The sequence below is a fragment of the Pseudomonas sp. GW821-FHT07E12 genome (assembly GCF_058986605.1).
The window spans coordinates 1-23,239 of sequence record NZ_JBYSVX010000050.1 but is presented as its reverse complement, the minus strand read 5'-3'; the positions used below and the strand labels follow the sequence as shown (position 1 = coordinate 23,239).

11 protein-coding genes are annotated in these 23,239 nt (G+C 65.1%); 4 read left to right on the top strand and 7 right to left on the bottom strand.

Translation table 11 applies throughout. The features are described from left to right. Positions 1-186: 186 nt before the first annotated feature. The 6 genes from AC3WJE_RS19435 to AC3WJE_RS19410 all read right to left on the bottom strand — a co-directional run bounded on the left by AC3WJE_RS19435 (position 187) and on the right by AC3WJE_RS19410 (position 14,622). A complete protein-coding gene (locus tag AC3WJE_RS19435) occupies positions 187-4,020 on the bottom strand; it encodes a LamG-like jellyroll fold domain-containing protein (RefSeq protein WP_493732483.1) in 3,834 nt (1,277 codons plus the stop codon). 27 nt (positions 4,021-4,047) lie between these two features. Beyond that, complete coding sequence (pelA, locus tag AC3WJE_RS19430; protein ID WP_493732482.1) at positions 4,048-5,094, bottom strand: pectate lyase; 1,047 nt, start codon at positions 5,092-5,094, stop codon at positions 4,048-4,050. Beyond that, complete coding sequence (locus AC3WJE_RS19425) at positions 5,091-6,119, bottom strand: pectinesterase family protein (RefSeq protein WP_493732481.1); 1,029 nt, start codon at positions 6,117-6,119, stop codon at positions 5,091-5,093. Before AC3WJE_RS19425 ends, pelA begins: the two co-directional genes overlap by 4 nt. Positions 6,120-6,235: 116 nt before the next feature. Further along, complete coding sequence (locus AC3WJE_RS19420) at positions 6,236-8,407, bottom strand: pectate lyase family protein (protein ID WP_493732480.1); 2,172 nt, start codon at positions 8,405-8,407, stop codon at positions 6,236-6,238. Positions 8,408-8,601: 194 nt separating this feature from the next. Beyond that, positions 8,602-11,790, bottom strand: a complete 3,189-nt coding sequence (locus tag AC3WJE_RS19415; protein WP_493732479.1) for a TonB-dependent receptor — start codon at positions 11,788-11,790, stop codon at positions 8,602-8,604. Between the two features lie 183 nt (positions 11,791-11,973). Further along, positions 11,974-14,622, bottom strand: coding sequence for a TonB-dependent receptor (locus AC3WJE_RS19410; protein WP_493732478.1), 2,649 nt, complete (start codon positions 14,620-14,622; stop codon positions 11,974-11,976). 413 nt (positions 14,623-15,035) lie between these two features. On the opposite strand from AC3WJE_RS19410, the gene AC3WJE_RS19405 reads away from it, so the two are divergent. The 3 genes from AC3WJE_RS19405 to AC3WJE_RS19395 all read left to right on the top strand — a co-directional run bounded on the left by AC3WJE_RS19405 (position 15,036) and on the right by AC3WJE_RS19395 (position 20,262). After that, positions 15,036-16,058, top strand: coding sequence for a PfkB family carbohydrate kinase (locus AC3WJE_RS19405; RefSeq protein WP_493732477.1), 1,023 nt, complete (start codon positions 15,036-15,038; stop codon positions 16,056-16,058). Positions 16,059-16,486: 428 nt separating this feature from the next. Beyond that, positions 16,487-19,822, top strand: a complete 3,336-nt coding sequence (locus AC3WJE_RS19400; RefSeq protein ID WP_493732476.1) for an nSTAND1 domain-containing NTPase — start codon at positions 16,487-16,489, stop codon at positions 19,820-19,822. After that, a complete protein-coding gene (locus tag AC3WJE_RS19395) occupies positions 19,819-20,262 on the top strand; it encodes a hypothetical protein (protein ID WP_493732475.1) in 444 nt (147 codons plus the stop codon). The genes AC3WJE_RS19400 and AC3WJE_RS19395 overlap by 4 nt, the downstream gene beginning before the upstream one ends. Before the next feature lie 615 nt (positions 20,263-20,877). Here AC3WJE_RS19395 and AC3WJE_RS19390 read toward each other — a convergent pair. Further along, entirely contained in the window at positions 20,878-21,465 is a 588-nt protein-coding gene (locus AC3WJE_RS19390; protein ID WP_493732474.1) for a hypothetical protein, read from the bottom strand. Between the two features lie 307 nt (positions 21,466-21,772). On the opposite strand from AC3WJE_RS19390, the gene AC3WJE_RS19385 reads away from it, so the two are divergent. After that, a complete protein-coding gene (locus AC3WJE_RS19385) occupies positions 21,773-23,140 on the top strand; it encodes a hypothetical protein (RefSeq protein ID WP_493732473.1) in 1,368 nt (455 codons plus the stop codon). Positions 23,141-23,239: the final 99 nt, after the last annotated feature.

Here is a 23,239-nt window from a genome sequence, read left to right as displayed (position 1 = left end):
GCCCGATGGCGCTCAGCACCACGCGAGCCAGTGGCTCGCAAGCCGTGGCGCTTCGCCCCCGCGTTCGCGGGGATGACGGTAGAGAGATAGCGGGGAACGGTATAAGGCTGGTGCGGAAGTCACTGGGTTCCCGCCTTCGCGGGGACGACGGCAGGGAGATGGCGATGACGAAAACACCACCGCCCCTTACGGCAGCACCACCCGATTATTCCCCCGCGTCACCTCAGCAACATCACCCTCGCTACGCACCACCACCCGCGCCCCAACACCACGAAAACCCACCGGCAAAGACAACCGCACCATCGCAGTCCGAGGCTGCAGATCCACAGGCGCCGGCAACGCCGGGAACGCCGCACGCGCCAACTCACGCCCCCGTGCATCCTCCAACACCACCACACCCGCAGGCGCATCCACATGACCCAGGCTGTGCACGGTCACCTCGACCACATCACCGTCGATACGCACATCGCCCCGGCCAATACCCAGGTCCGCACGCAGCTCCACCGGCGCATCAGCGGCAATCAATTCCATCTCGATCACCGTACCCTGCCGCGGCGCGAACTCCACCGGCAGCGCACCGCTGCGCTCGAACACCACCTCGCGTTCCTGCACACGTCCATCGATACGACCATCGCCATCGCGATCGGCCCCAATGCGCATCCGCCAGCGACCCGGCTGCACGTTCCAGCCGGTCATCGTCGCCTTGCGCAGCTTGTCGCTGGTGTTGAAGGCGATCACGCTGAAGCGGTCGTCGCGCGGTTTGGGCAGCAGCAAGGCCACCTGCACCGCACCATCCGGATCATCGAAGCGCCAGCTCACCGTATTGCCCGGATAGGTCTGGTTGCGCTTGAGTGCCACGCCACCCAGCCGCGCGCGTTGCAGATTCACCGTCGGTGATTCGACCCGATCGCTCCACCAGTGGCCTTCGGTGTTCATGTAGAAGTTCTGCAGCTTCTCGCGAGTCTCGGCGCGGTACAGCGTCTCCAGCCAGCGGGTATCGCCGCTGTCTTCCCAGGCGACGTAGTGCGGGAAATCCGGTGCGTCGTCGCTCTTGGCTGCCGCCTGCGCCAGCTGTGTGCCCCAGCTATCGCGCTTGCCTAGCAGGTCGAGGAAGTTCTCGTTGAGATTGGACAGTCCGTTCGGTCCGCTGCCAGCCACGCGGTACTCGAACACCTTCAGGTAACGCGCATCGCCCGTCCAGCGCCATGCCGCCCAGAACGTGTGCAAGGTGTCAGCGCCGCCGCTGCCCTGCCACATCTCGCCACCGCGCACCGCACCGGTCTGCCAGTTGATCTCGTTCGGCAGCGCCCAGCGGCCCTTGCCGTCGGTGTAGGCATGCGCGAGATAGCTGTCGGCCAGGCCGGTGATGATGCGGCGCGCGTTCGGATCGGCGTTGTAGCCACCGAGCAGCAGGGCCGGATGCAGGATCGGGAACGAGTACGGCTTCTGCCACTGCCAGTTCGGCTCACGGTAGACCTTGCGCCCGCCGAACCAGTTGCTGGCGAACAACAGCTGCCCCTGTGGGTTGAGCTGGATGATGTTCTCGAACGCTTTCACCGTGCGCATCGCGCGCTCGACCACCACCGGATCGCCCCAGTTGAGATAGAGCAGGGCGCTGTTGATGTTGATGCCTTCCTCGTAGGCATGCAGTTCGTCGGTCTCGATGGTCGAGAGCCCATCGGTGAACATGCCATTGCGGTAGTTGGCATCGGACAACGCCCACAGCGAGGCATTGAGCTTGTCCGGATCCACGCCCATCAGCGCCACGCCCGGCCACTGCTGGGTCAGGTCGGAATCGTCGGAGATGCCGCCACCGAAATCGCCGTAGGCGACCTGGCGCTGGTCGATCCACCAGTTGATGTAACGACGCGTGGCCTTGAGATTCTCCAGCTGCCAGAACGCCCACGCCGGTACACCCTTGGGCACGTCCGGCATCACCACCGGCAGCGGCGACTGGTTGCCATAGCTGATGTCGTTCCAGTACTGGCGGCCGAGCGCGTTGTCCGGATCGACCCGCAGCAGGTCATGGATGTCGCGATCCAGCCGCGCATACAGACGCTGGCGCTGCGAAGTGGTGTGTTCCTCGACCAGGAAGCCCCAGTTGTCCTTGACCTGATTGAAGCGGTCGGCGATGTGCTCGATCCTGGCCTGCTCGCGCGGCTTGAACACCAAGCGGATGCGCGCGCCATCGAGCGCGCTGCGATCGAAGCCCGGCGCGGCCGAGGCGATCGACAGCATCAGGCTGTCATCGCTGAGGATGCGATCGCGCAGGTCCAGCCACAGCGTGCGCGCCTGCTTCGGTGCGACCGAGACCGATACGTCGATCATGTCGCGCGCCGGCCAGATCGGGTCCTTGACGCGGATGTTGAGCGGGATCAAACCGTCGCGCACCGCCGGCAGGTCCAGCGCCGGGATGTCGATGGCGATGCCGTCCAGGCCGTCGTGCATGTTCTCCCAACCGTAGGCCCAGCTGCGCATCAGCGGCTGATCGGGCGGTGGGTCGCCGAGCGTGGACGGCACCAGCACGTGCACGATCGGTTGATGCACGGCGCTGTCGGGCGTGTCGCTGCGCTTGCGCGCGGGCGCCTTGGCTGGCAGCGCGATCACGGTATCGCGTTCGCCATCCGGATAGCGCCCGGCGATGTAGTCGCGCAGCGGGGCGAGGTTGGCGTAGTCGGGGGCGATGTCGCTGCGCACGCTGTAGTCGAGCGTGGTGGTGCCGGCCGGCACTTCACCGGCACTGACGTCATAGGCCCAGATTTCCTGGATCGGGGTTTCCTGCGCGGTGTTGCTGAAGCGCAGCGTGCCGCCGCGACGTTCGGCGAACGCGTCCACGCTGCGCACCACGCCCTGCGCGCGCTTGAACAGTGGCTGCGATGAAGCCTTGCCATCGCTGTAGATCGCCTCGCCGAACGCGGCGCCACGGATCTCGATGCGGTTGAATGGTTCGTTCGGCAAGGTCAGATCCAGCGCCTTGCCGCCTTCGACATAGACGTTCCAGTCCGGCAGCTGGAAGTAGTCATCGCGACCGGGCAAGCGCGAGCGGTTGTAGACGCCGGGCCAGGTGGTTTCGGCAATGCCGTCGGTGGCCTTCCACATCCACTGCTTCAGATCCTTGGCATCGGCAAACTCGACCTTGCTGATGCGGGTGACCGCATCGGTCAGCGCCGGTGGTGGTGCGCCACGATCCCAGCCGTAGCGATGCAGCCACGCAGCGCGCTCGGCGGCCACGTTGCGTACTTCGGCGCCGGAAGGCTCACGCAGCTGTGCCAACGCGGCGACACCGGCGCTGTCTAGCATGCGGTCGTAGATGCGGATCTCGTCGAAGTCGCTGCCGCGCAGGAAGTTGTAGCGGCTCTGCACCTGATGCGGCGACATCACCCGCCCTGCCAGTCCGAACTGATCGAGCGCGGCATCGAAATCCAGCGAGCCGCCGTCGCGACACACTGCGCCGCACTCCTCGCGCGCCACTTCGCGGCCATTGACGAACAGCCGCACGCCGCGGGTCTCGTCCCAGCCGAACGCCAGATGCGTCCACGCGTCCGGCGCCGGTGCTGTGTCGAGCTTGAACGACACGCGGGTGCGCGCCAGGTTGGCATCGGTGACGAAGGCATCGAAGCCGTGGCCGTTCCAGTCGATGCGCAGCCAGGCCATGTCCCAGCTGGTGTGGTCGGCGTAGCCGACGCGGAAGATCACGAACGGCGCCTCGCCGACCGGATAGCGCGCGCGCCAGAAGAACGCCAGCGTGCCGCGCTGGGTGTAGAGGTTGCCGGGCGCGTTCCAGGCCAGTACGCCGTCGTCGGCCCACTCGATTGCCTTGCCCGAGCGGCCGTTGTCGACCAGCGCGACCTTGTCGCGGAAGTTGGGGACCGGATCGCCCGCCGCCACGTCGGCGTCGAAACCCTTGTCGGCGCTCACCTGGAACAGCAGTCGCGGCGCCTCCGTCGCGCCTGCCGCTCCCGCCACCAGCGCCAGCCATCCCAGCCAGCGCCCCCACCTTGTTGCCCGTCCCATCTGCATCACGCGTGTTTCCTCCACTTGCAATCGCTACCGGCGTGCTCCCGGCACGCCGTCGTTTCCGTCTGCCACCGCATGCCGCTCGCGCCAGCGTGGCCAATCCTGCTGCAGCAGTTTCTGCGGCCAGATTCCGTACCAGGCATACCCGGTGCGGCGCTCCGGCGACAGCCGGGCGAAGTCGGTGAATTCACTGCCGTCGCGGTCGCCGAACAACGGCTGCTGATGTTTCAGGTCGTAGAAGCGTGCCCACAGCGACGCGCCAGGCGACGACTCCACGGTCACGGTGGGGCCGGCCGGCGTATCGAGGCGTCGCAGCGCCAGATCCGGCAGGCGATGACGCTCGAACCACTGTATCGCCGCCTCGATCGAAGCCACCACGCGCGGCGACGGTGTGCGCTGGCGCATCAGGAACCGCACCACACCCACCGACTCGGAAGTCGCCAGCGAGGCCGGTTCGAATGCGCGCGCCTTGGCCGGCTGCATCGTGTGTTCGTCGTACTGCGCGGCCCAGATCGTCGGCGCGCCATCGATCACCACCTGGGTGGCCAGCACGCAGTCAAGTCCACGCGCCAACGCCGCTTCCACCTGCGGGCCGAGTTGGTCATCGCGCAGCGCCGCCATCGCATCTTTCGACTCGACGATGTCCTGCAGCACGTTCAGCACCCGCGTCATCGCATCGTCGTTGTAGGTGACCTGATGGCGATACAGCGAATGATCGGGATAGAACTGCGGCCAGCCGCCGTTCGGGTATTGCGCGGCCAGCAGGTAGCGCACGCCGCGGCGCGCGCCATCGAGATAGCGCTGGTCGTGTTCGCGCGCGTAGGCCCCGGCCAGATACTCGATCTCGCTGGTGGTGGCCTTGTTGTCGATGGTCGCCTCGTCGCGCTGCGCGGGATCGCGCAACGCAGCGATCTCGGCCGCGGTGAACACATGCCGGTAATCGACCGATTTGCCCTGGTAATGCTTGGACCAGCCGCCGGACGGCGTCTGCAGCAACAGCATGTTGTCGGCGATCGCATCGGCGGCTGCGCTGGCCGGGATCGCCAGCAGCACGGCCAGCCAGAATGCGGGTTTCACGGGAACGGTCTCCAGTCGCCCAGCAGATGATCGGCGTCCAGTTGCGCCGCCTCGGCTGACGAAAGCATGTGCGCCCAGGCCACACGCCGCGAGGTATCGGCGCCGGGGCCGCGATTGCCGTACTCGGAAAAACGCGCGGTGACGTGGGTCGCGGGCTGGTCCCAATCGTGCCAACCGACCGGCAGGATGTGCGCGCCGATTTCGCTGCCGATGAATGCCACCTGCGCATACGGCCGCCACGGACGACCGAGATAGACCCGCGACACGCCTTCTTTCGCGGTCAGGCGCACGCCGCGAAACACCAGCCCGGCCGCTGCCGACTCCGGTGTCGAAGCAGCGGTGACAAAGCCATCGCCGATCGAGCGGATCTCGCCGCCTTCGAACAAGCCGGTGCCGGCACCGAAGATGAAATCCACCGTGCCTTCGACATAACAATCGCGGAAGTACGCCAGCCCGGTGCCGCGCAGGTACAGCGTGTCCTGGTTGCCGAGGAAACGCACATCGCGGAACGCGCTGCGGGTACCGTCCAGCCGTACCGCCACCGCCTGGCCGACCGGCCCGGCATCGTTGGCGAGGGCCAGGTGTTCGGCGGTGAAATCATCGCTGGCGATGACCACCGAGGCCGAACCGGAGGTACCGAATGCCGCGCCGGTGGCCGGATCGATCTTTGCGGCGTAGTTGTCGAACACGATCTCGGTCTGGGTCGCACCCGCACCGATCAGATGCAGCGGCGGCGCGTTCTTCGGCACGTTCAGGCGTTCGCGATAGCTGCCGGCGGCGATGCGGATCTCGGCCGGCTGCCCCGTGCGTACCACCGCATCCACCGCATCCTGCACGCGGCTGAAATCACCGCCTTGCGCCGCCACCCGCACTACCTGCCAATTGGCGGCCTGCGCCGGTATCACCAATAGCGCAGCCAGCAGCACGCCCGTCCAGCACATCCAGCGCGGAAGGCGGCCCAAGCCGATGCGCGAGGCCCGGCCGTCATGCGCGGCATCTCGTTCAAGCGAATGTTGAAGCTGCATCGATATCGTCCTCATCACACCCAGCGGAAACAGAAATGGAAAGGAACCCCGAGTCACCTCGGGGTTCCCGACCTGCAGGCGCCGCACGCTGGCGGCGCCCGTTGCAGCCCGCTCGCTCACTGACAACTGCTGGGCGCGGCCGCGATGATCGCGGCGACTCCGGCGGTGTCCGGCGATACGAACGGTGCCATGCCGCCCTTGCCGGCCGTGGCGAGCACGTACTTGGCCAGATTGGCGCCGGCCGGCAGGCGGTTGGCGTTGATCAGGTCCTTGGACAGGTCATCGTAGCCGGCGAACATGTCCGGCGTGGCGCCGAAGGCGAAGTTCAGATCGCCGGGGCTGCCCTGCAGCTGGCAGGCGGCGTTCGCTCCCCATACGTAGCTGCGGACCACGTTGATGCTGCCGCCGCTGTAATCGCGGATCAGGTTCGCCAGCCAATAGCTCATGTCGTCGCCTTTGCTGTTGACGACATTGTTCAGGAACATGTTGTCCTCGAACGCGATGCGGCCACCGACGCGGATGCTGAGCAGGTCCTTGCGATAGCCGTAGAACACGTTGTTGAACATGTGCGACTGGCCACGCCGCAGCAGCGGCACGCGGCGCAGGCCGTTGTAGGCACTCTCGCCGTAATGCTCGTCGGTAGTCACGTACAGATTGTCGTGGACGGTAGTGGTGATCTTGCTGCTGATCGTCTCGCTGTCGCTGGATCCGTGCAGCGCGGCACGCTTGACGTTGAGCAGCTTGTTGAACGACACGGTGATGTCATGCGCGCCGACCTTGGTGTCATAGGCCGAATCGCCGGTATGTTCGAACGTGTTCTGGTGGATCCAGATGTCGTGCGATTCACCGGTGGAGCGGATCATGTCCGGGTCGAGATTGTGGTCCTCGACATGGCCGGCGCCGATGAAGCGGTTGTTGGTGATGATCACGTTCTGGGTGACATAGGTGCTGGCGCTGTTGCTGTCGGCACCGAGCCTGAAGCCGTTGAACAGGAAATAGGCGTTGCTGCCGCGACCATCCAGGGTCGTGTTGGAGTCCATCATCTTCACTTTCAACGCGTTCAGGCTGCTGTTGTTGAGCTTGTCGTTGAAGAATACGTTTTCGCAGGTTTCGCCGCTCGCCACGCCGCGGTTGGCGCACCACACGCGATGATCCAGGCATTCGGCGGTACTGGCGTTGTCCAGTGCGGTGAGCACGCTGGGATCGCTGCAACCGAGCCGGTACATGGCAACCTCGGTGCTGCCGGCGAAATCGCGCTTGTCGAACACGATCCACTTGTAATCGGTGGTGCTGATCGCATCGAGGATCTGCTGCTCGGGCGAGGTGGTGCTGCTGGTGTTGATCACCACCAGACGGCTGCCGCCGGCCGGGTTGTAGCCACCGGTCGCCTTGTAGCCAAAGCCTACCGCCGCACCAAGTGAGTCGGCCAGGCAGGCGACGATCGCCTGATCGCTGGTCAGTACCGGTGATTCGCGCCAGTTCACGTTCGGGTCGTTGACCAGGGTCTGGCAGGCGGTCTGCGTGCCGCTGCCACCACCACCGGACGAGGCGATGAGGACGCTGGCTGCGTTGGAGTCATAGCCATTGCCGTTGCTGTCGGTCGCACGCACCCAGTAGTAGTAGGTGCCCGGTGCCAGTCCGCTATCGGTATGGCTGGTGCCGGTCACGCCGCTGGCGATGCTGACGCGCCCGCTCGGGTTGGAATCGGTGTCGCGGAAGATCTGCTGGCTGGCGGCGCTGCCGCCGCTGACCGCCCAGCTCAGATTCGCGCTGGTGCCGGATGTGGTCGCACCCAGGGAAACGCTCAACGGCACCGGCGTGGACGTATCGCCGCTGGCATAGGTTTCGAACTCGGCCACCGCCGGAGTCGCGCTCGCGGCGGTGATCTCGAAGTTGAGCTTGGTCAACGCAACCGGCGTGAAGCTGATCGTGCCGGCGCCGGAGCCGCTGGCCAGCACTGCGCCGCTGCTGTTGTTCACCAGTTGCCAGGTGCCGATGCGTCCTTCATAACCGGCCGCTTCGCGGATGACCACGGCGCCGACGGTGGTCGCCGATCCCCACTTCACCGACACCCGCCCGGTCGTGCCGGTCGGCGACCACCAGGTGGCCAGGTTGCCGTCGATGACGTTGCCGTAACTGGTGCCGCTGGCCTTGCTGGAGCCGTCGGTCCCCGCTCCCAGGCTCAGATTGGTACCGCTCTGCGCCTGTGCGGACCCGGCCGCCACGATTCCTACGAGTGCGAATGTCGCCGCCAACAGACAACGCGATGCACATGACCTGATATCCATAACCCCTCCAGGATGGTATGAGCCGGAACCGTGCCGTCCAGGCGGTGTTCGCGCGCACATCCGGTGCGGCGCCCCCTTGCTCGCGCACATCGGCTCCTGCCGATGCGCGGACCGCATCCGGTGTCACCCGGACGCGGCTGTCGTCGGCGCGCTACCGCCGCTCCGGCGGCGGCGGAACCGCACCGGCGGGTCGATCAGAACTTGTAGCGCGCGCCGACGTAGTACTGGCGTCCAGTCACGGTGTACTTGTCAGGCAGCTCCAGCGTGGAATCGACATAGCGACGGTCGGCGGTATCGAGCAGGTTGGTGGCCTCGAAGGTGACCGTGAGCTTCTTGTTGACCCGGTAGGACATGTTGAAGTCCACGTTCTCCACGCTGTACTTGCCGGTCACATCGGCCGTGGCCAGCTTGTTGCCGTCCAGGTCCCACACGTCCTCCTGCGAGAGGATGTTGTTGATGTAGCCGTCGCGGTAGCTGGTGGACACGCGTGCGCTGAACTTGCCGTCGTCGTAGTACAGCGTGGCGTTGTAGGAGTGCGGCGACAGGTTCAGCAGATCCTGCTCGGTCACCGAGGTGGTGATCGTGGTGTTGCTGTTGCCGGCGGTGCTGAACATGTACTTGATCTTGGAATCGACCTGCGTGTAGTTCAGCTGGATGCCGAAGTTGCGCCAGAACCCGGGCAGGAAGTCGAACGGCTGCTGGTAGGTCAGCTCGAAGCCCTTCAGCGGGCCGCCCTCGGTGTTGAAGTAGCTCTGCACGTTGAAGATCGTGTCCGGTGCGAAGCCGGCCGGCAGCAGGTCCAGCGAATAGCCCATCGCCTCCCAGGTGGTCAGCAGGCGCGTGCGCTGCACATAGCTCTTGATGTCCTTGTAGAACACCGCCGCCGACAGCAGCGCGCCCTCGCGGAAATACCACTCCGCGCTGAGGTCGTAGTTGGTCGAACGATACGGATCGAGCTTGGGGTTGCCCAGGTTGATCGAGTAGTAGCGGCCATCGTCGATGTACTGGGTCGGGCCACCGCTCATGCTTGGCGAGAGATAGGCCAGGGTCGGGCGCGCCATGGTCTTGGCCGCACCGAAGCGCAGCACGACATCGTCGGCCACGTCCCAGGACACGTTGAGCGAAGGCAGCACGTCCTTGTAGTCGTGATCGACCACGCTGCGCGCCAGCCAGCGATCGCCCGGTGCGTCGGTGGCACTGGCGACGCCGAAGAACGGCTCGCAGGCGGCCGAGCGGTTCTCGGCGCTGGTGGCCTGGCACGGCGTGTAACCGGATGCCTTGATCTGCGTATCGACGTAACGCACGCCCACGTTGCCACGCAGCGGACGACCGAGGAAATCGGTGTTGAAGTCCAGCTGCAGGTAGGTCGCCAGGCTCTTTTCGTTGACCTCGAAGTTGTTGTTGGACGAGCCGTAGTGACCGATGCCGGCCAGCCGATAATCACCGCCGGGCACGCCGGTGTCGCAGTTGCAGTAGATGTTGAGCAGGTCGGCGATCTTGTTGAAATCCGGCACCAGCCAGCTGCTGGGAACCCCGTTCAAACTGCTGCCGAACCCGCTCAGCGTGCTGCTCATGTCACCGACGGTCACGCCCTCCGGCAGGCTCTGCGCAAGCCGGCCATAGGAAATGTGCCGGTACTCCTGCGTGTCCATGTCGTAGTTCTTGTACGCGCCGCCGAACCGCACGGTGAAGGTCGGGTTGATGTTGACCTCCAGATCCACCTTGGCCGTGTCGAACGTGTTGTTGACGTAGCTCGGGTTGAGCCGGACCTCGCTGATGTTGGTGCCGCGCGCGGTGCCGTTGCTGTTGACCGGAACCGCGCCATAACCCAGCCACGACCAGTTGTTCGGGTTGGACATATCGAACGGGAACGTCATCGACGGATAGTCACCGCCGTTGCGCATGTCCAGCACGAAGCCGTCCAGGTTGGTGTTGTCGAAGCTGACCATCGAGTACACCGGACGCTCGTAGTCGGACTGCGAATGCCCGACCACCGCGTTGAGCTTGACCGAATCGTTGAAGCGGTGCTCCAGGTCGAGGCTGAACTGTTTGAACTCGGTGCTCTCCTCGATCATGCTCGATTCGGTGCGGAAATCGACGTTGTCGAACACGCCGTAGACCAGGCGGTTCTGATCGTCCACCTGCGCCTCGCGCACTGCGATCTGGGTCTTGCCGCCGTAGTTGGCGGTGCGGTGCAGGTTGGCGCCGACCGAGTCCTCGCGCACGGTCTTGTCGAACTTGGAATACAGCATGTCCAGGTTGAGCTGGGTGTCGTCGCTGACCTTGAACTGCACCGCGCCGGTCACGCCCAGCCGCTTCAGCTCGTGCTCGGTGCGCACGTAACGCGGATAGCGAGGGATCCAGGCGTTGGTGGCGGTCTCGTAGGCCTCGATGTTCTCCGGCGTGTTGGCCGGGCGATCGATACCGGTGCCGCAATGGGTGGCATCGATGCCGTAGCTGCCCCAGCCGTTGTTGCGCGCCTGGTTGGCGGCCGAGCCGACGCCCGCGGCAGTCTCGTTGGACAATGGATTGCGCGGCGTCTGCGGGTCATAGCCGACCGGGCTGCAGAAACCGTAGGTGCCGTTGTTGGTGGCGGTGGATTGGTTGGAGTTGCGGTAGTTGCCGTGCTCCCAGCGCACCGGGTTGTAGCCTTCCTCGCGCAGGTGACGCTTGTTGTAGGACACCGACATCAGCGCGCCGATGCGTCCGTCCGCCCAGCTGTTGCTGACCAGCGCCGATATGCGCGGATCCTTCTGCTCGGACAGGTCGTTGTAGCCGTACTGCAGCGAGCCGGCAGCCTGGAAGCCATCGAAGTCGAACGGCCGCGAGCCGCGCAGATCCACGGTCGCGCCGAGCGAGCCCTCGTCCATCTGCGCCGACTGGGTCTTGTTGATCTTGACCCGGCTGAACAGCTCCGAGGCGAAGGTGTTGAAGTCGAAACCCCGGCTGCGGTTGACGCCATCGGTGCCGCTGCCGGCGGTGGCCAGCGCCTCCAGTCCGTTGATGCGCACGCGGGTGAAATCCGAACCCAGTCCGCGCACGGAAATCTGCTTGCCCTCGCCGCCTTCGCGATCGATCGCCACGCCGGCGATGCGCTGCATCGACTCGGCCAGGTTGAGGTCGGGGAACTTGCCGATGTCCTCGGCGTAGATCGCATCCACCTGCTCGACGCTGTAGCGCTTCTCGTCCAGCGACTGCTGCAGGCTCTCGCGATAACTGGCCTTGACCACGACGCGGTCCAGGTCCTGCACCTGCTGCTCGGTCCTGGATATCACGTCCTGCGCCGCAACCGGCGCGGCCGACAGCTGCAATGCCGCAGCGATGGACAACGAAAGCAGGGTGAGCGCGGCGTTCGCGGGCACGCGCGGTGTGGATGCTGTCATGACTCTCTCCCTAAGACGCGCTTGCGCGAGTCCGACGCCCGAGTTTCCTGGACGCTGCTCGCCATGGCGCTTGACGATGAAATCCGGAATCAATCCGGCAAAAAGTCCGCCGCATCGCGGCGAAACCAAACCCGCCTGCCTGGCACGCAGGGCCGGCAGACGGGAGACTCACATGAGCCTGGCTCAGAACTTGTAGCGGAAACCCAGCAGGTACTGGCGGCCGGTTTCGCTGTACTGCAACGGCAGCTCCCAACCCGAGCCGACCCACTCGTCGGACGACTCGTTGGTGAGGTTGACCCCCTCCAGGCTCAGTTCGATGCGCTCGTCGATCTTCCAGGCCAGCTTGGCGTCGACGGTGTTGACGGCGCTCATCCCGTGCACGTCGAAACCGGTCTCGGTCGCAGGCACCTGGGTCAGGTACTTGTCGCGATGGGTGTAGGAGACGCGACCGCTGAACTTCTTGCCTTCATAGAACAGCGTGCCGTTGTAGGCGTTCTTCGACAGGCCGGTCAGGTCGGTCTTCAGCGAGTTGGCGCCGCTGGTGGTCAGGTACTGGATCGTCGAATCGACGTAGGTGTAGTTCACCTGCGCGCCCAGGTTGCTCCACTTGCCCGGAAGGAAACTGAAGGGCTGGACGTAGTTGAACTCCACGCCCCTGAGCTCGCCGCCGGGGGTATTGAGCGGCACGCTGAAGGTGAAGTCGTCGTTCGGGCCGGCACCGGTGCCATCGAGCAGGCTCAGCGGCAAACCGCTGGCCGAGTATGGCATCACCGTGCGCGCGGTCTGCACGAAGCTCTCGATGTCCTTGTAGAACAGCGCCAGGCCCAGCATCGCGCCTTCCTGGAAGTACCACTCGAAGCCCAGGTCGGCGGTCTTGGCGCGGATCGGATCGAGGTTCGGGTTGCCGCCGCTGATCGTGCGTGCACCGCCGGAGACGTTGACGGTCACGCCCGGGGTCAGGCTACCCAGGCCGGGGCGACTCATCACCTTGGCCGCGCCGAAGCGGATCAGGAAGTCCGGCGTGATCTCGGCGACCAGGTTCAGCGACGGCAGCGTGTCGTCGTACTCGCGCTCGACCGTGGTCTGCAGCGGCGTGCCGCTGACGGTGGCGTAGCCGGTCGAGGACTGCTTGGTCTTGACGTAGCGCACGCCCAGGTTGCCCGAGAACGGGATCGAGCCGATGTCGAAAGCGAACTCGCCCATCAACCAGGCACCGCGATCCTTTTCTTCGACGCTGCGGGTGTTCACCGCGCGCTCGGCCAGCGCGAACGTGCCGGTGTTGCTGTAGATGTCCAGCGCGTCGGCGATCGCATCGAGATTCGGGATCACCCAGCTGTTGGGCGAACCGGTGATGCCGCTGAGGCTGGCGATCTCGGTGTAATCGCCCGGCACGATCTTGGTACCGTCGGAGAAGTTCGGCACCGTCACCTCGGAAGCGCGGCGGAACTCCTTGGTGCTGAACTTGTAGTCCTTGGCCAGCACGCCGCCCTTCAAGGTGAAGTTCGGGCCGAAGTTCCAGTCGAAGTTCAGGCTGCCGGTGTCGAAATCATTGTCCACGTATTGCGGACGCAGACGCACTTCGGCCAGCGTCCAGCCATTCGGATCGGTCGGATCGATGCCGTAGTTGAACACCGGCGAACGGCTGTTGCCACGATAGTCGTAGCTGTAGCCGTCCACGTTGTACTTGTCCATGATGACCGTGGTCTGGATCGGGTTCTTGTGCTTGGAACTGGACGTACCGATCTGACCATTGATCTTGAACACATCGCTGAAGCGGTGCTCGCCGCTGAGCCCGATCTGCTTGAAGACGGTGGTCCACTCGTCATAGCGCTGCTCGGAGCGGATATCGACATTGTCGAACTCGCCGTACAGCAGGGCACCGGTCGCCGGGTCGACGTAGCCGTCGTTGACCACCATCTCCGGCTTGCCGTTCTGCGAACGGCCGCGGCTGAAGCTGATCGCCTCGATGTACTTCTCGGTGCGCTTGGCATCGATCTTGGAGTACAGCGTGTCCAGCGAGAACTCGGTGCTGTCGCTGACCTTCCACTGCAACGAACCGGTCACGCCCAGACGCTTCTGGTCATGCTCCATCAGCGTGTAGCGCGGGAAGCGCGGGCTGAACACGTTGGCACTGTTGGCCTGCGAGAACGGCGAGGTCGGGCTGAAACCGTTGTTGGCCGGACCGTTGGCCCAACGTCCGCTGTTGCTGCCTTCCTCCAGTATCTGGCGCTCGGAGTAGGCCACCGACAGCAGTCCACCGAACGTGCCGTCCGCCCAGGTGTTGGCGATCAGTGCCGCCACGCGCGGGTCGGCCTTCTGCGACATGTCGTTGTAGCCGGCCTGGCCGCTGGCGGCGAAGGTGAGGCCGTCGTAGTCGAAGGGGCGTGCGGTGCGCAGATCCACCGTCGCACCGAGCGAGCCTTCCTCGACATCGGCCGAGGCGGTCTTGCGCACCACCAGCTGCGTGAACAGATCCGAGGCGAACACGTTGAAGTCGAAACCGCGGCTACGGTTGGAGCCACCGCTCTGGTCCGAGCCGCCGACAGTGGTCAGCGCCTCCATGCCGTTGATGCGCACGCGGGTGAAGTCCGGGCCGAGACCACGCACCGAGATGTTGCGGCCCTCGCCGGCGTCGCGGGTGATCACCACGCCGGGGATGCGCTGCAACGACTCGGCCAGGTTGAGGTCGGGGAAGTTGGCGATGTCCTCGGCGACGATGGCGTCGACCATGCCCTTCTCGGCACGCTTGACGTCCAGCGCCTTCTCGACGCTGGCGCGGTAGCCGGTGACGACGATGGTGTCGAGGTTGGTTGCGGTAGGGTCTTGTGCCACGGGCGCCTCGGAGGCTGCGGCGGCAGCATCCTGGGCGAAGACGGGGCCAGCCTGCAGAGCCAGGCCGATCGAGAGCGCGAGCAAGGTAACCGGTGTCTTCCGGCTGTGACTACGAGATTGCATGTCCTCCCCTCCCAAGGGCACATGAACTACGCTGATATTCGAGGTGTTCTCCAGCGGATGACACCGCTGGTCAAAACGACGTTATCAGGTGACAAACACCGTCACATCTTGCAGCGCAACAGAAAAACCCTCGGAATCATGGGGTTGTCCCGCGACAGTCCAGGCGACAACGTGAATCTGGAGGGCTTGCGGGGCGCCTGCAGGGCACGGATAGAATGACACCGATGGTCAATCACTCGAAACGGAGCCCCGCCCCGTTTCGCGCTCCGACAAACGAGGAACGCAACGCAATGCCCCAGAACCACATCGTCTGCTTCGGCGAACTGCTGCTGCGGTTGGGCGCCCCGGGCCACCAGCTGCTGCTGCAGTCGCCGCTGCTGGAGGTCCACGCCGGCGGCGCCGAAGCCAACGTCGGCGTCTCGCTGGCCCACTTCGGCCACGCGGTATCGATGGTCGGCACCGTCGCCGACAACCCGCTGGGCGCGCATGTCACCGGCGAGCTGCGCCGGCACGGCGTGGATACCCGGCAGGTGCGCCGCGCCGAGGGCCGCATGGGCCTGTATTTCCTGACCACCGGCGCGGTGCAGCGCCCCAGCGAGGTGGTCTACGATCGCGCCGATTCCGCGTTCGCACTGGCCGATCCGGCCAGCTACGACTGGCCGCGCCTGCTGCAGGGCGCGCAGTGGCTGCACCTGTCCGGGGTCAGCCCGGCGCTGGGCGACAACGTCGCGCAGGCCGCGCTGGCGGCGGCCCGCAGCGCGCGCGAACGGGGCGTGCGGGTGTCGTTCGATGGCAACTACCGGCCGAAGCTGTGGCAGCGCTGGGGCGGCGACGCGGCCGGGATCCTGCGCGAGTTGTTCGCCTGCGCCGACATCGTGTTCGCCGACTATCGCGACATCGGCGTGGTGCTGGGCGGGTCGTTCGAGCAGGACGATCCGCGCGAGCGCGTACGCGCCGCCGCGCGGCAGGCATTCGAAGCGTTCCCGCACCTGCAGTGGATGGCGTGCACGCAGCGCACCGCGCACAACGTCGATCACCACTCGCTCGGCGCGATGCTGCTGCATCGTGACGGCAGCGAGGCGTCGGCACCGGAAGAACACCTGGTGCCGATCGTCGATCGCATCGGTGGCGGCGATGCATTCGCGGCCGGCGTGCTGCACGGGTTGATCGAAGGTTGGGATGCGCAGACCACGGTGCGCTTCGGCCTGGCCGCCGGTTGCCTGAAACATTCGATCCCCGGCGATTTCAATCCGGTATCGGTGGCCGAGGTGCAGGCGCTGGTCGGCGAAGGACGCTACGACGTGCGGCGCTGAGCCGGGCCGCCCTTTGCTCGTCATTCCCGCGAAAGCGGGAATCCATGGACTTACCTGTTACTCACCGGCTCAATAAGAACTAACGTCCTTGGATTCCCGCTTTCGCGGGAATGACGAGCAAAGGGTGCGCAAAAGGACGTGCTTTTCGGAGCCGGCAAGAACCCGTGACCATGCTCCAGGCAACGCCGTTGAGCCGCGATCCATCCGCCGCACTGCCGGCACAACTTGCCTTGGGGCAGGCGCGAGTCCCATGCTGGGCGCCGGCCCTGCGACCGGAACTCGAGCACTCTGCTTTCTGTGAAGAGGGCTGCCCGTGCTCCCGCCCGTCGCGGTGACTCCAAGGTGGGGAGAACGGCATGAAAGGAAGTTCACGATTCCGGCCACGGCCGGCTGATGCCCGGCCCGGCCCGCGATCGGACGGGTAACCGATGCCGCCGCCTGGCAAACGCACGTCGAATCTGGCGGAGGCCTCGTACTTCCGCATCGGCGCATTGCGCGTGCAGCCGGATCGGCTGGCGGTGCTGCGCGAGGGCGAATCGATCGCGCTGGAGCCGCGCTGCATGGAAGTGCTGGTGGCACTGGCCGAGCACGCCGGTGAAGTGGTCAGCGCCGACCAACTGCTGATCGAGGTCTGGCACGGCACCTTCTACGGCGACAACCCGGTCCACAAGACCATCGCGCAGTTGCGCCGCTGTCTGGGCGATGACAGTCGCAATCCGCTCTACATCGAGACCATCCGCAAGCGCGGCTACCGCATCATCGCGCCAGTGGTGTTTCCCGAGCAGTATCGCGGCGGCGTGGCTGCCGCCGCGAGCTGGACCCAGGGCAATCCGTATCGCGGCCTGGAGCCCTTCGACGAAGCTCATGCCGATGTCTTCTTCGGGCGTGGACGCACCATCGCCCGGGTCGTGGATGCGATCCGCGGGCAATTGCAGAATCGACGCCGCTTCGTGCTGATCAGCGGCGCCAGCGGCTGCGGCAAGACCTCGCTGCTGCGCGCCGGCGTGATCCCGATGCTGCGCCAGCCGGGCGGCATCAACGGGCTGGAAGCGATCGCGGTGGCGCGCTGCGACCTCTCGGCGCATCGGGTCAGCGACGCACTGACGGCGCTGGCCACGGCGGTCAGCGAGTGGAGCCTGCAGGAGCGGCCGCTGTTTCTTCCCGAGCAGATCCCCGCACTTGCTCAACAACTGGTCGAGACGCCCGAGCAACCCCGCGCGCATATCGAAGAAGCCCTTCACCGGCTCGGATCGCGACACATCGATGCATCGCCGGACGCGCACCTGCTGCTGGTGATCGATCACGCCGAAGCCCTGGTGTCCACGCCCGACGTTCCGAGCAGCGTGCACCAGGCGATGCAGGCGGCGATCGCCGGCTTGTGTGCGAGTCCACGCGTGGTGGTGATCATGCTGGTGCGCAGCGACTTCTACCCGCGACTGGTCGAAGCACTCCCGATCCTGGCCGAACTCAAGCGCGGCGACGGTCATCTGGATCTGCTGACACCGCAATCGGGCGAGATCGGCCAGATCATCCGCCTGCCGGCACGTTGCGCCGGCCTGACCTTCGAGGAAAACGAAGCCAACGGCGAGCGTCTGGACGATCTGCTGCTGGCCGACGCCGCGCGCCAACCCGACGTGCTGCCGCTGTTGCAACACGTCCTGCATGGCCTGTACGAGCGCTCCACCCATGACGGCATGCTCACCTTCAAGGCCTACCAGGAACTGGGCGGCCTGGAGGGCACGCTGGCGCATACCGCCGAAAGCGCGTTCGGCTCGGTGTCACCGGCCGCGCGCGCGGCGCTGAACCTGGTGCTGAGCCATCTGGTGGTGGTGCATCCGGACACCGAGCACGTCACCGCACGCCGTGTGCCCTGGCAACGCCTGAACGACGCGGCCTCGCGCGAGCTGGCCGAAGCCTTCGTGCGTGCGCGGCTGTTCGTCAGCGATCTCGACGGCATGGCCATCGCGCACGAATCGCTGCTGCGGCAATGGCCACGCGCGCGCGACTGGGTGCACGACAACCGCCGCCTGTTGCAGATACGCGAGCGGCTGCGCTGGGCCGCACGACGCTGGCACAGCGAAGGACATCGACGCGACCTGCTGCTGAGCAGCGGCCGCCCACTGGAAGAAGCCCGCGAGGCCGCACAGGGACTGCCGCGCAAGCTGGATGCCAGCTCACGCGCGTTCCTGCGCGCCTCCGAACGCCTGCATCGACAACATCGCTGGCTGCGCCTGTCCGCCGTTGGAGGATTGGCGCTGCTCGCCGCGATATCGATCGCACTGGGCCTGCAATTCCGGCGCGCGCAGCATGTCGCCGAAGCGCGGCACGAAGAAGCGCAGCGGCTGGTGAGTTACATGCTCAGCGATCTTGCCGAGCAACTACGCAAGAGCGGAAACCTCAAATTATTGGATAGCGTAGGCAATCAGGCACTGGCTTATCTGGAACGACTGCCCCCATCCAACATGGGCACACGCGAACTCGCCAGCCATGCGCGCGCCCTGCGCACTGTAGGCGAGGTGCTGGTCAATCGCGGCGACTTCGACACTGCCAATGGCGTGTTCCAGCGTGCGCATGATGTGTCGGTACAGGCACTACGTGATGACCCCAAGGCCGACGAACCCTTGGCCGAGCGTGGCCTGTCCTCCTACTGGCTCGGTTATCTGGCCTATCGACAGAAGCAGTACGACCAAACATTGCCGTACTGGAATGATTACTTGGACGCGACCACCCGACTACTGGCACGCGTTCCGCACGACCCGCTGCGTCAGCTGGAGATGTCCTACGCCCTCAACAACTTGGGAACCTTGGCGCGCTCGCGCCAGGACGATGCCCAGGCCACGGAGCTGTTCGCACGCTCGATCGAACTCAAGCGCCAAGTGTTGGCCGAACGCCCGCAGGACACCTCGGTGCAGTACGAGCTGGTCGATAGCCTGTCCTGGCTCAGTTCCGCACGCGAATCGCAAGGCCGGCTGGCAGAGGCCGAGAATGGATACCGGGAGCAGATCGCGATGCTTCGGAAACTGGTTGCTCATGAAGACGACGCCGACGCGTGGCGGCGCCGGTTGGCCACCTCCTTACTGCGTAGTTCCATCCTTGCGCTGGCACAAGGCAGGCTAGCCTCAGCAGCTGCGGATGCGGAAGAAAGTCGTCAGTTGCTGACCCTCGTGGTCGGCAAGCAACCGGACAATGCTGTCTGGCGTCGCGACCTCGCCTATGCCTACGCCCATGCGGGCTGGGTAGCACTGTTGCGCGGCCAGCTGCCGCTTGCGCGCGCAGCACTCTCGCAAGCACAAGTGCTACTGGCGCCATTGTTGGAAAAACAACCCCCTCCGGAATGGGAGTCGCTGGCAGCCACAGTCCAACTGCGCATTGTGCAATTGGAGGCGGCGGCGAAACCGCATGCGCTACCGGCGGCGGAAGATCTCATCGCTCACCTCGAAGGACTGCATGCACGACGTCCGAACGACCTACTTGGATTGTCGTTGCTCGCCACTGCACTGGTCTGGCGCGGCGAGCGTTTTCAAGCGTTGCACGCCCGCGAAGCCGCGCGCGCGGACTGGAACCGTGTCGCTTTGCTGCTTGGCGACACGGCCACACGCACGCACGACCGTACCCTGCTTGATCCCTGGGTTCGCGCCCAGATCCATCTGGGTCACCGGCAGCAAGCAGCCGCGCAGTTGGAGTGGCTACGCAACGCTGGCTACCGGCACCCCAGTTTCGTCAATGTCTACAACCCACCCAACAAGGAGATCCAGCCACCATGAAGAAGACCAAGGCCCCGCAAGCTAAGACCAAGTCCGCCTCCACACCTGAGCAAGCCTCAATGGAGATCACCCTGACCGTCGCGCATGTCGTCTTCGGCGGCAACGCCGGCCACGGTAAGTACTTTTATAGCTTCTCTCCGGATGTGGTGACACTGCACAAGGGACAGAGTCCGATCACCATCATCTACTCGCTGGACAAGGAGGTTGGGGATAACTTCCAGATCGTTGATGTGCTCACCTCGGATGCTAAGAACCAGATCGGTCCGGTGAAGCTCCGCAAGAAGGGCCGCAGCGCCGAGATGGTCAACCTCAACGATACAAAGACCTTGATCTTTTTCTCCGTGCTGATACGTGACGAGAAGCGCGGCGAACTGTTCAGCTGCGACCCGCAGGTCGGCAACGATCCGGATGTCACCCCAGTGCTGATCACTCGCCGCTGAGCCTGAATGCCGCGGCGGATTCGCTCCGTCGCGGCATGCTCCTTACCAGATTGGATATCGTCGATTGACGGAAAATCCTCCAAACGCCTCATCGTGAGCGACCGCTCCATGAAGACGCCGCCTCCACGCATCGAAAAGAACTCCGTCAGGCCATGAAGAGTCTATCGAAGGCTTGAATACTTCAGTGGTCCGCCGGCCATTGCAGTTATCAGCCATCAGAATACCGCTCCAAACTTGCAGCTGATCAGCATCGAGTTCAAGCAGCTTCCCGAATATCGTCGTCCCCGCGAAGGCGGGGACCCAGTGCCTTAAAGCCAGAATATTCTCCCTGCTCGTCCTCGCAGCTTTGAGTTCCCCGGCTTTTGCGAGTAACTCGGTCCCAGCGGACAAAATCGAGACCGCTCCGAACATCGATATCGCGTTCATGCCTCAAGTCGGCAACGACCAGAGCGCCCCCCGTTACTCGCCCTCATGCCTCAGGTCGGCAACGACCCGGAAATCAGCCCAGCCAGCAGCGACGTGGAAACCAGCCCATCGCTGTTCTCCTTGCTCGTTTCCTGGCTCGTCGCCTGAGCCCCGCTGCCGCGGCGGATCCACTCCGCCGCGCCATGCCCCTCACCCCACGACTTTCTTGCAGTCCGCCAACGCCTGCTTGGCATTTTTCAACGCCGTGTTGTGCCCCGGTGTTCCGGCCTTGATCTTGTCGAGCAACGTCTTCATGGCCGTCTTGCCGGACTGGCTCCAGCCCTTGTACTGAGGGCCGCTCTTGAAGGCATCCAGATCCTTGGTCGTGCTGGCGAACTGCTGGTTGATGGCGGTTCGACGGTCCACACAGCTTTGCCACGCGGTCATGCGTTGCACGTTGGCTGCCTGGCCCGCGGCCTTCTGGCAGGCCAGGGCATCGCAGGCATTCGCGCCGTGCAGGCCGTTGTTCTGCGTGATGCAGATCGCACGCTTGCCGTCATAAGGAATCAGCTCGCAGCCTTCGAGCTTGGAACGCGCCTTTACATCCGCCTCGGTCACCGAATCGGACACGAGGGATCCCTGCCGCAGGCCGGGACTGGAACAGGCGGTGACCAGTGCCAACAGCAGCAGGGAATAGAAGCGGTAAGAAATCATGGCAATGCTCCTGAATCGATCGAATGGCGGGCCGACCCATGCCGGTCCGGCGGTTGGGTATCGCCCCTCCCACGCCACATTCATCGCGCCCCTTGCCCGATCGACGCCTTACCGAAACCTTACGATCGCCTCCCACACCCGCCAGCGGTCTCCGACCGCGTCGATGTGATGACGGCGGGCGCATGGCCGAGCGCGTCATGACCCCGGGCAATCCATTGATATTGAAGAACTTTCAAGATCGTAAGGTGCCCGTAAGGTAAAGCCCGGGACGCCCGCGCACGGTGCATCGGTCCCGGCCATCCGTGCCGCACCGGGGTCCACTGCCATCGCGGCAGCGGCGTTTCAGGCACCCCAGCGGCGCCCAGGCGGCGCTGCCTTCGAGGATCGACCCATGCTCAACCCTTCTTTGACCGAAACCAGCGCGGACAACGACGACGTACATGCCTCCCTGTTCCGCCACGGTGCCGCTGACCGCCAGCGATTGAATGTGGCCGCCCTGCAGGCGGATACCTATGACCAGAAGCCCTGGGGCCTCCTGTACCAGGCACTGACCGACGCCCTCGGCGCCAGCCCGGACACCTTCCAGCTGCTGTACCCGTTCACCGTGTGGAACTGGCCGGTCCAGCAGCCCGGCTTCATCGGCACTGCCCAGTACGACTTCTGCTCCACCGTCCCGCAGTGGAGCGCCGTCGGCGCCTATGCCTCCAGCGGCGACCGCCTGCACCAGGCCTACCAGGAGTTCCTCAACGTCATCCCCGCGGCCACCGACGATGCCGACCTGCGGCAGAAGCTCAAGACCGCCGAGGATGCGCTGACCCTGGCCAGCAACAACTACACCATTGCCTACAACCAGGCCCGCTCGACCTACCTGGACGAGGTGAAGGACAACAATCCCACCTTCACCGCCTGGCTGGGCTCGCCCGCCGCCAAGGGCTGGCAGACCAAGATCGCCAGTACCGGCACCAAGATGGACCAGGCCCAGACCAACTTCGATGCGCTGGTGAGGCAGGCCAATACGGCGGGGCTCGCCGATGCCCAGATGCAGGCCAAGAACACCGCGTTCTTCGCCAAACTCAATGATCCGAACCTGTCGCAGTTCCCGCTCGTGCCGAACTGGTCGGTCGCGCAGAGCGCCAGCGAGTGGCTCGACGCGGTGCAGGCCGGCCAGGGCCCCGGCGGTGGATCGATCGGCTTCAGCAATCGCGATGCTTCCTACGACTACAAGAAGACCTGGGCCGGCGGATCAACCTCGATCCGGCAGTGGTTCTGGGAGGTGCGGGTCAACGGCAGCTGGGAGCGCGTGGACGAGTTCGAGACCGACAACAATCTGGACGTGAGTGTCGAATTCGAGGCGCTGGACCTGATCCAGATCCAGCCCAGCGACTGGTACAACGGCCCGTTCGTGCGCAGCAAGGGCGCCGGGCCGTTCATCAAGGGCTACAGCGCCGACGGCGGTGACGGCACCCAGGCGGTATTCGGCGAGGAGGGCTTCCTGGGGCTGCTCAAGACCGGCATGTACGTGGGCTACAAGCCGACCTTCACCATCGTCGTCAGCAAGGGCACCTACAGCCAGTTCTCGGAGAAATTCAAAGTCTCCACCGGGTTGCGGATCGGCCCGTTCACCTTCGAGGCCGAGGGCGGCATGGAGAAGGCCGGCTGGAGCGAAAGCGAGCAAGGCCATAGCTTCACCGGCACCACCACATCGGAGCAGCCGCTGATCGTCGGCATCTCCATCGCCAGGCTGCCGAAGGGGCCGTAAGCCACGCTCGGACAGGGGGCGCAGGGGGGGGGGGGGGGGGGGGGGGGGGGGGGGGGGGGGGGGGGGGGGGGGGGGGGGGGGGGGGGGGGGGGGGGGGGG

Excerpts from the sequence above, each read along its gene's own strand:
- AC3WJE_RS19415 (WP_493732479.1), bottom strand. The coding sequence starts at position 11,790 with ATGACAGCATCCACACCGCGCGTGCCCGCGAACGCCGCGCTCACCCTG.
- AC3WJE_RS19405 (WP_493732477.1), top strand. The coding sequence starts at position 15,036 with ATGCCCCAGAACCACATCGTCTGCTTCGGCGAACTGCTGCTGCGGTTG.
- AC3WJE_RS19425 (WP_493732481.1), bottom strand. The coding sequence starts at position 6,119 with ATGCAGCTTCAACATTCGCTTGAACGAGATGCCGCGCATGACGGCCGG.
- AC3WJE_RS19400 (WP_493732476.1), top strand. The coding sequence starts at position 16,487 with ATGCCGCCGCCTGGCAAACGCACGTCGAATCTGGCGGAGGCCTCGTAC.
- AC3WJE_RS19435 (WP_493732483.1), bottom strand. The coding sequence starts at position 4,020 with ATGCAGATGGGACGGGCAACAAGGTGGGGGCGCTGGCTGGGATGGCTG.
- AC3WJE_RS19385 (WP_493732473.1), top strand. The coding sequence starts at position 21,773 with ATGCTCAACCCTTCTTTGACCGAAACCAGCGCGGACAACGACGACGTA.
- AC3WJE_RS19420 (WP_493732480.1), bottom strand. The coding sequence starts at position 8,407 with ATGGATATCAGGTCATGTGCATCGCGTTGTCTGTTGGCGGCGACATTC.
- AC3WJE_RS19395 (WP_493732475.1), top strand. The coding sequence starts at position 19,819 with ATGAAGAAGACCAAGGCCCCGCAAGCTAAGACCAAGTCCGCCTCCACA.
- AC3WJE_RS19390 (WP_493732474.1), bottom strand. The coding sequence starts at position 21,465 with ATGAATGTGGCGTGGGAGGGGCGATACCCAACCGCCGGACCGGCATGG.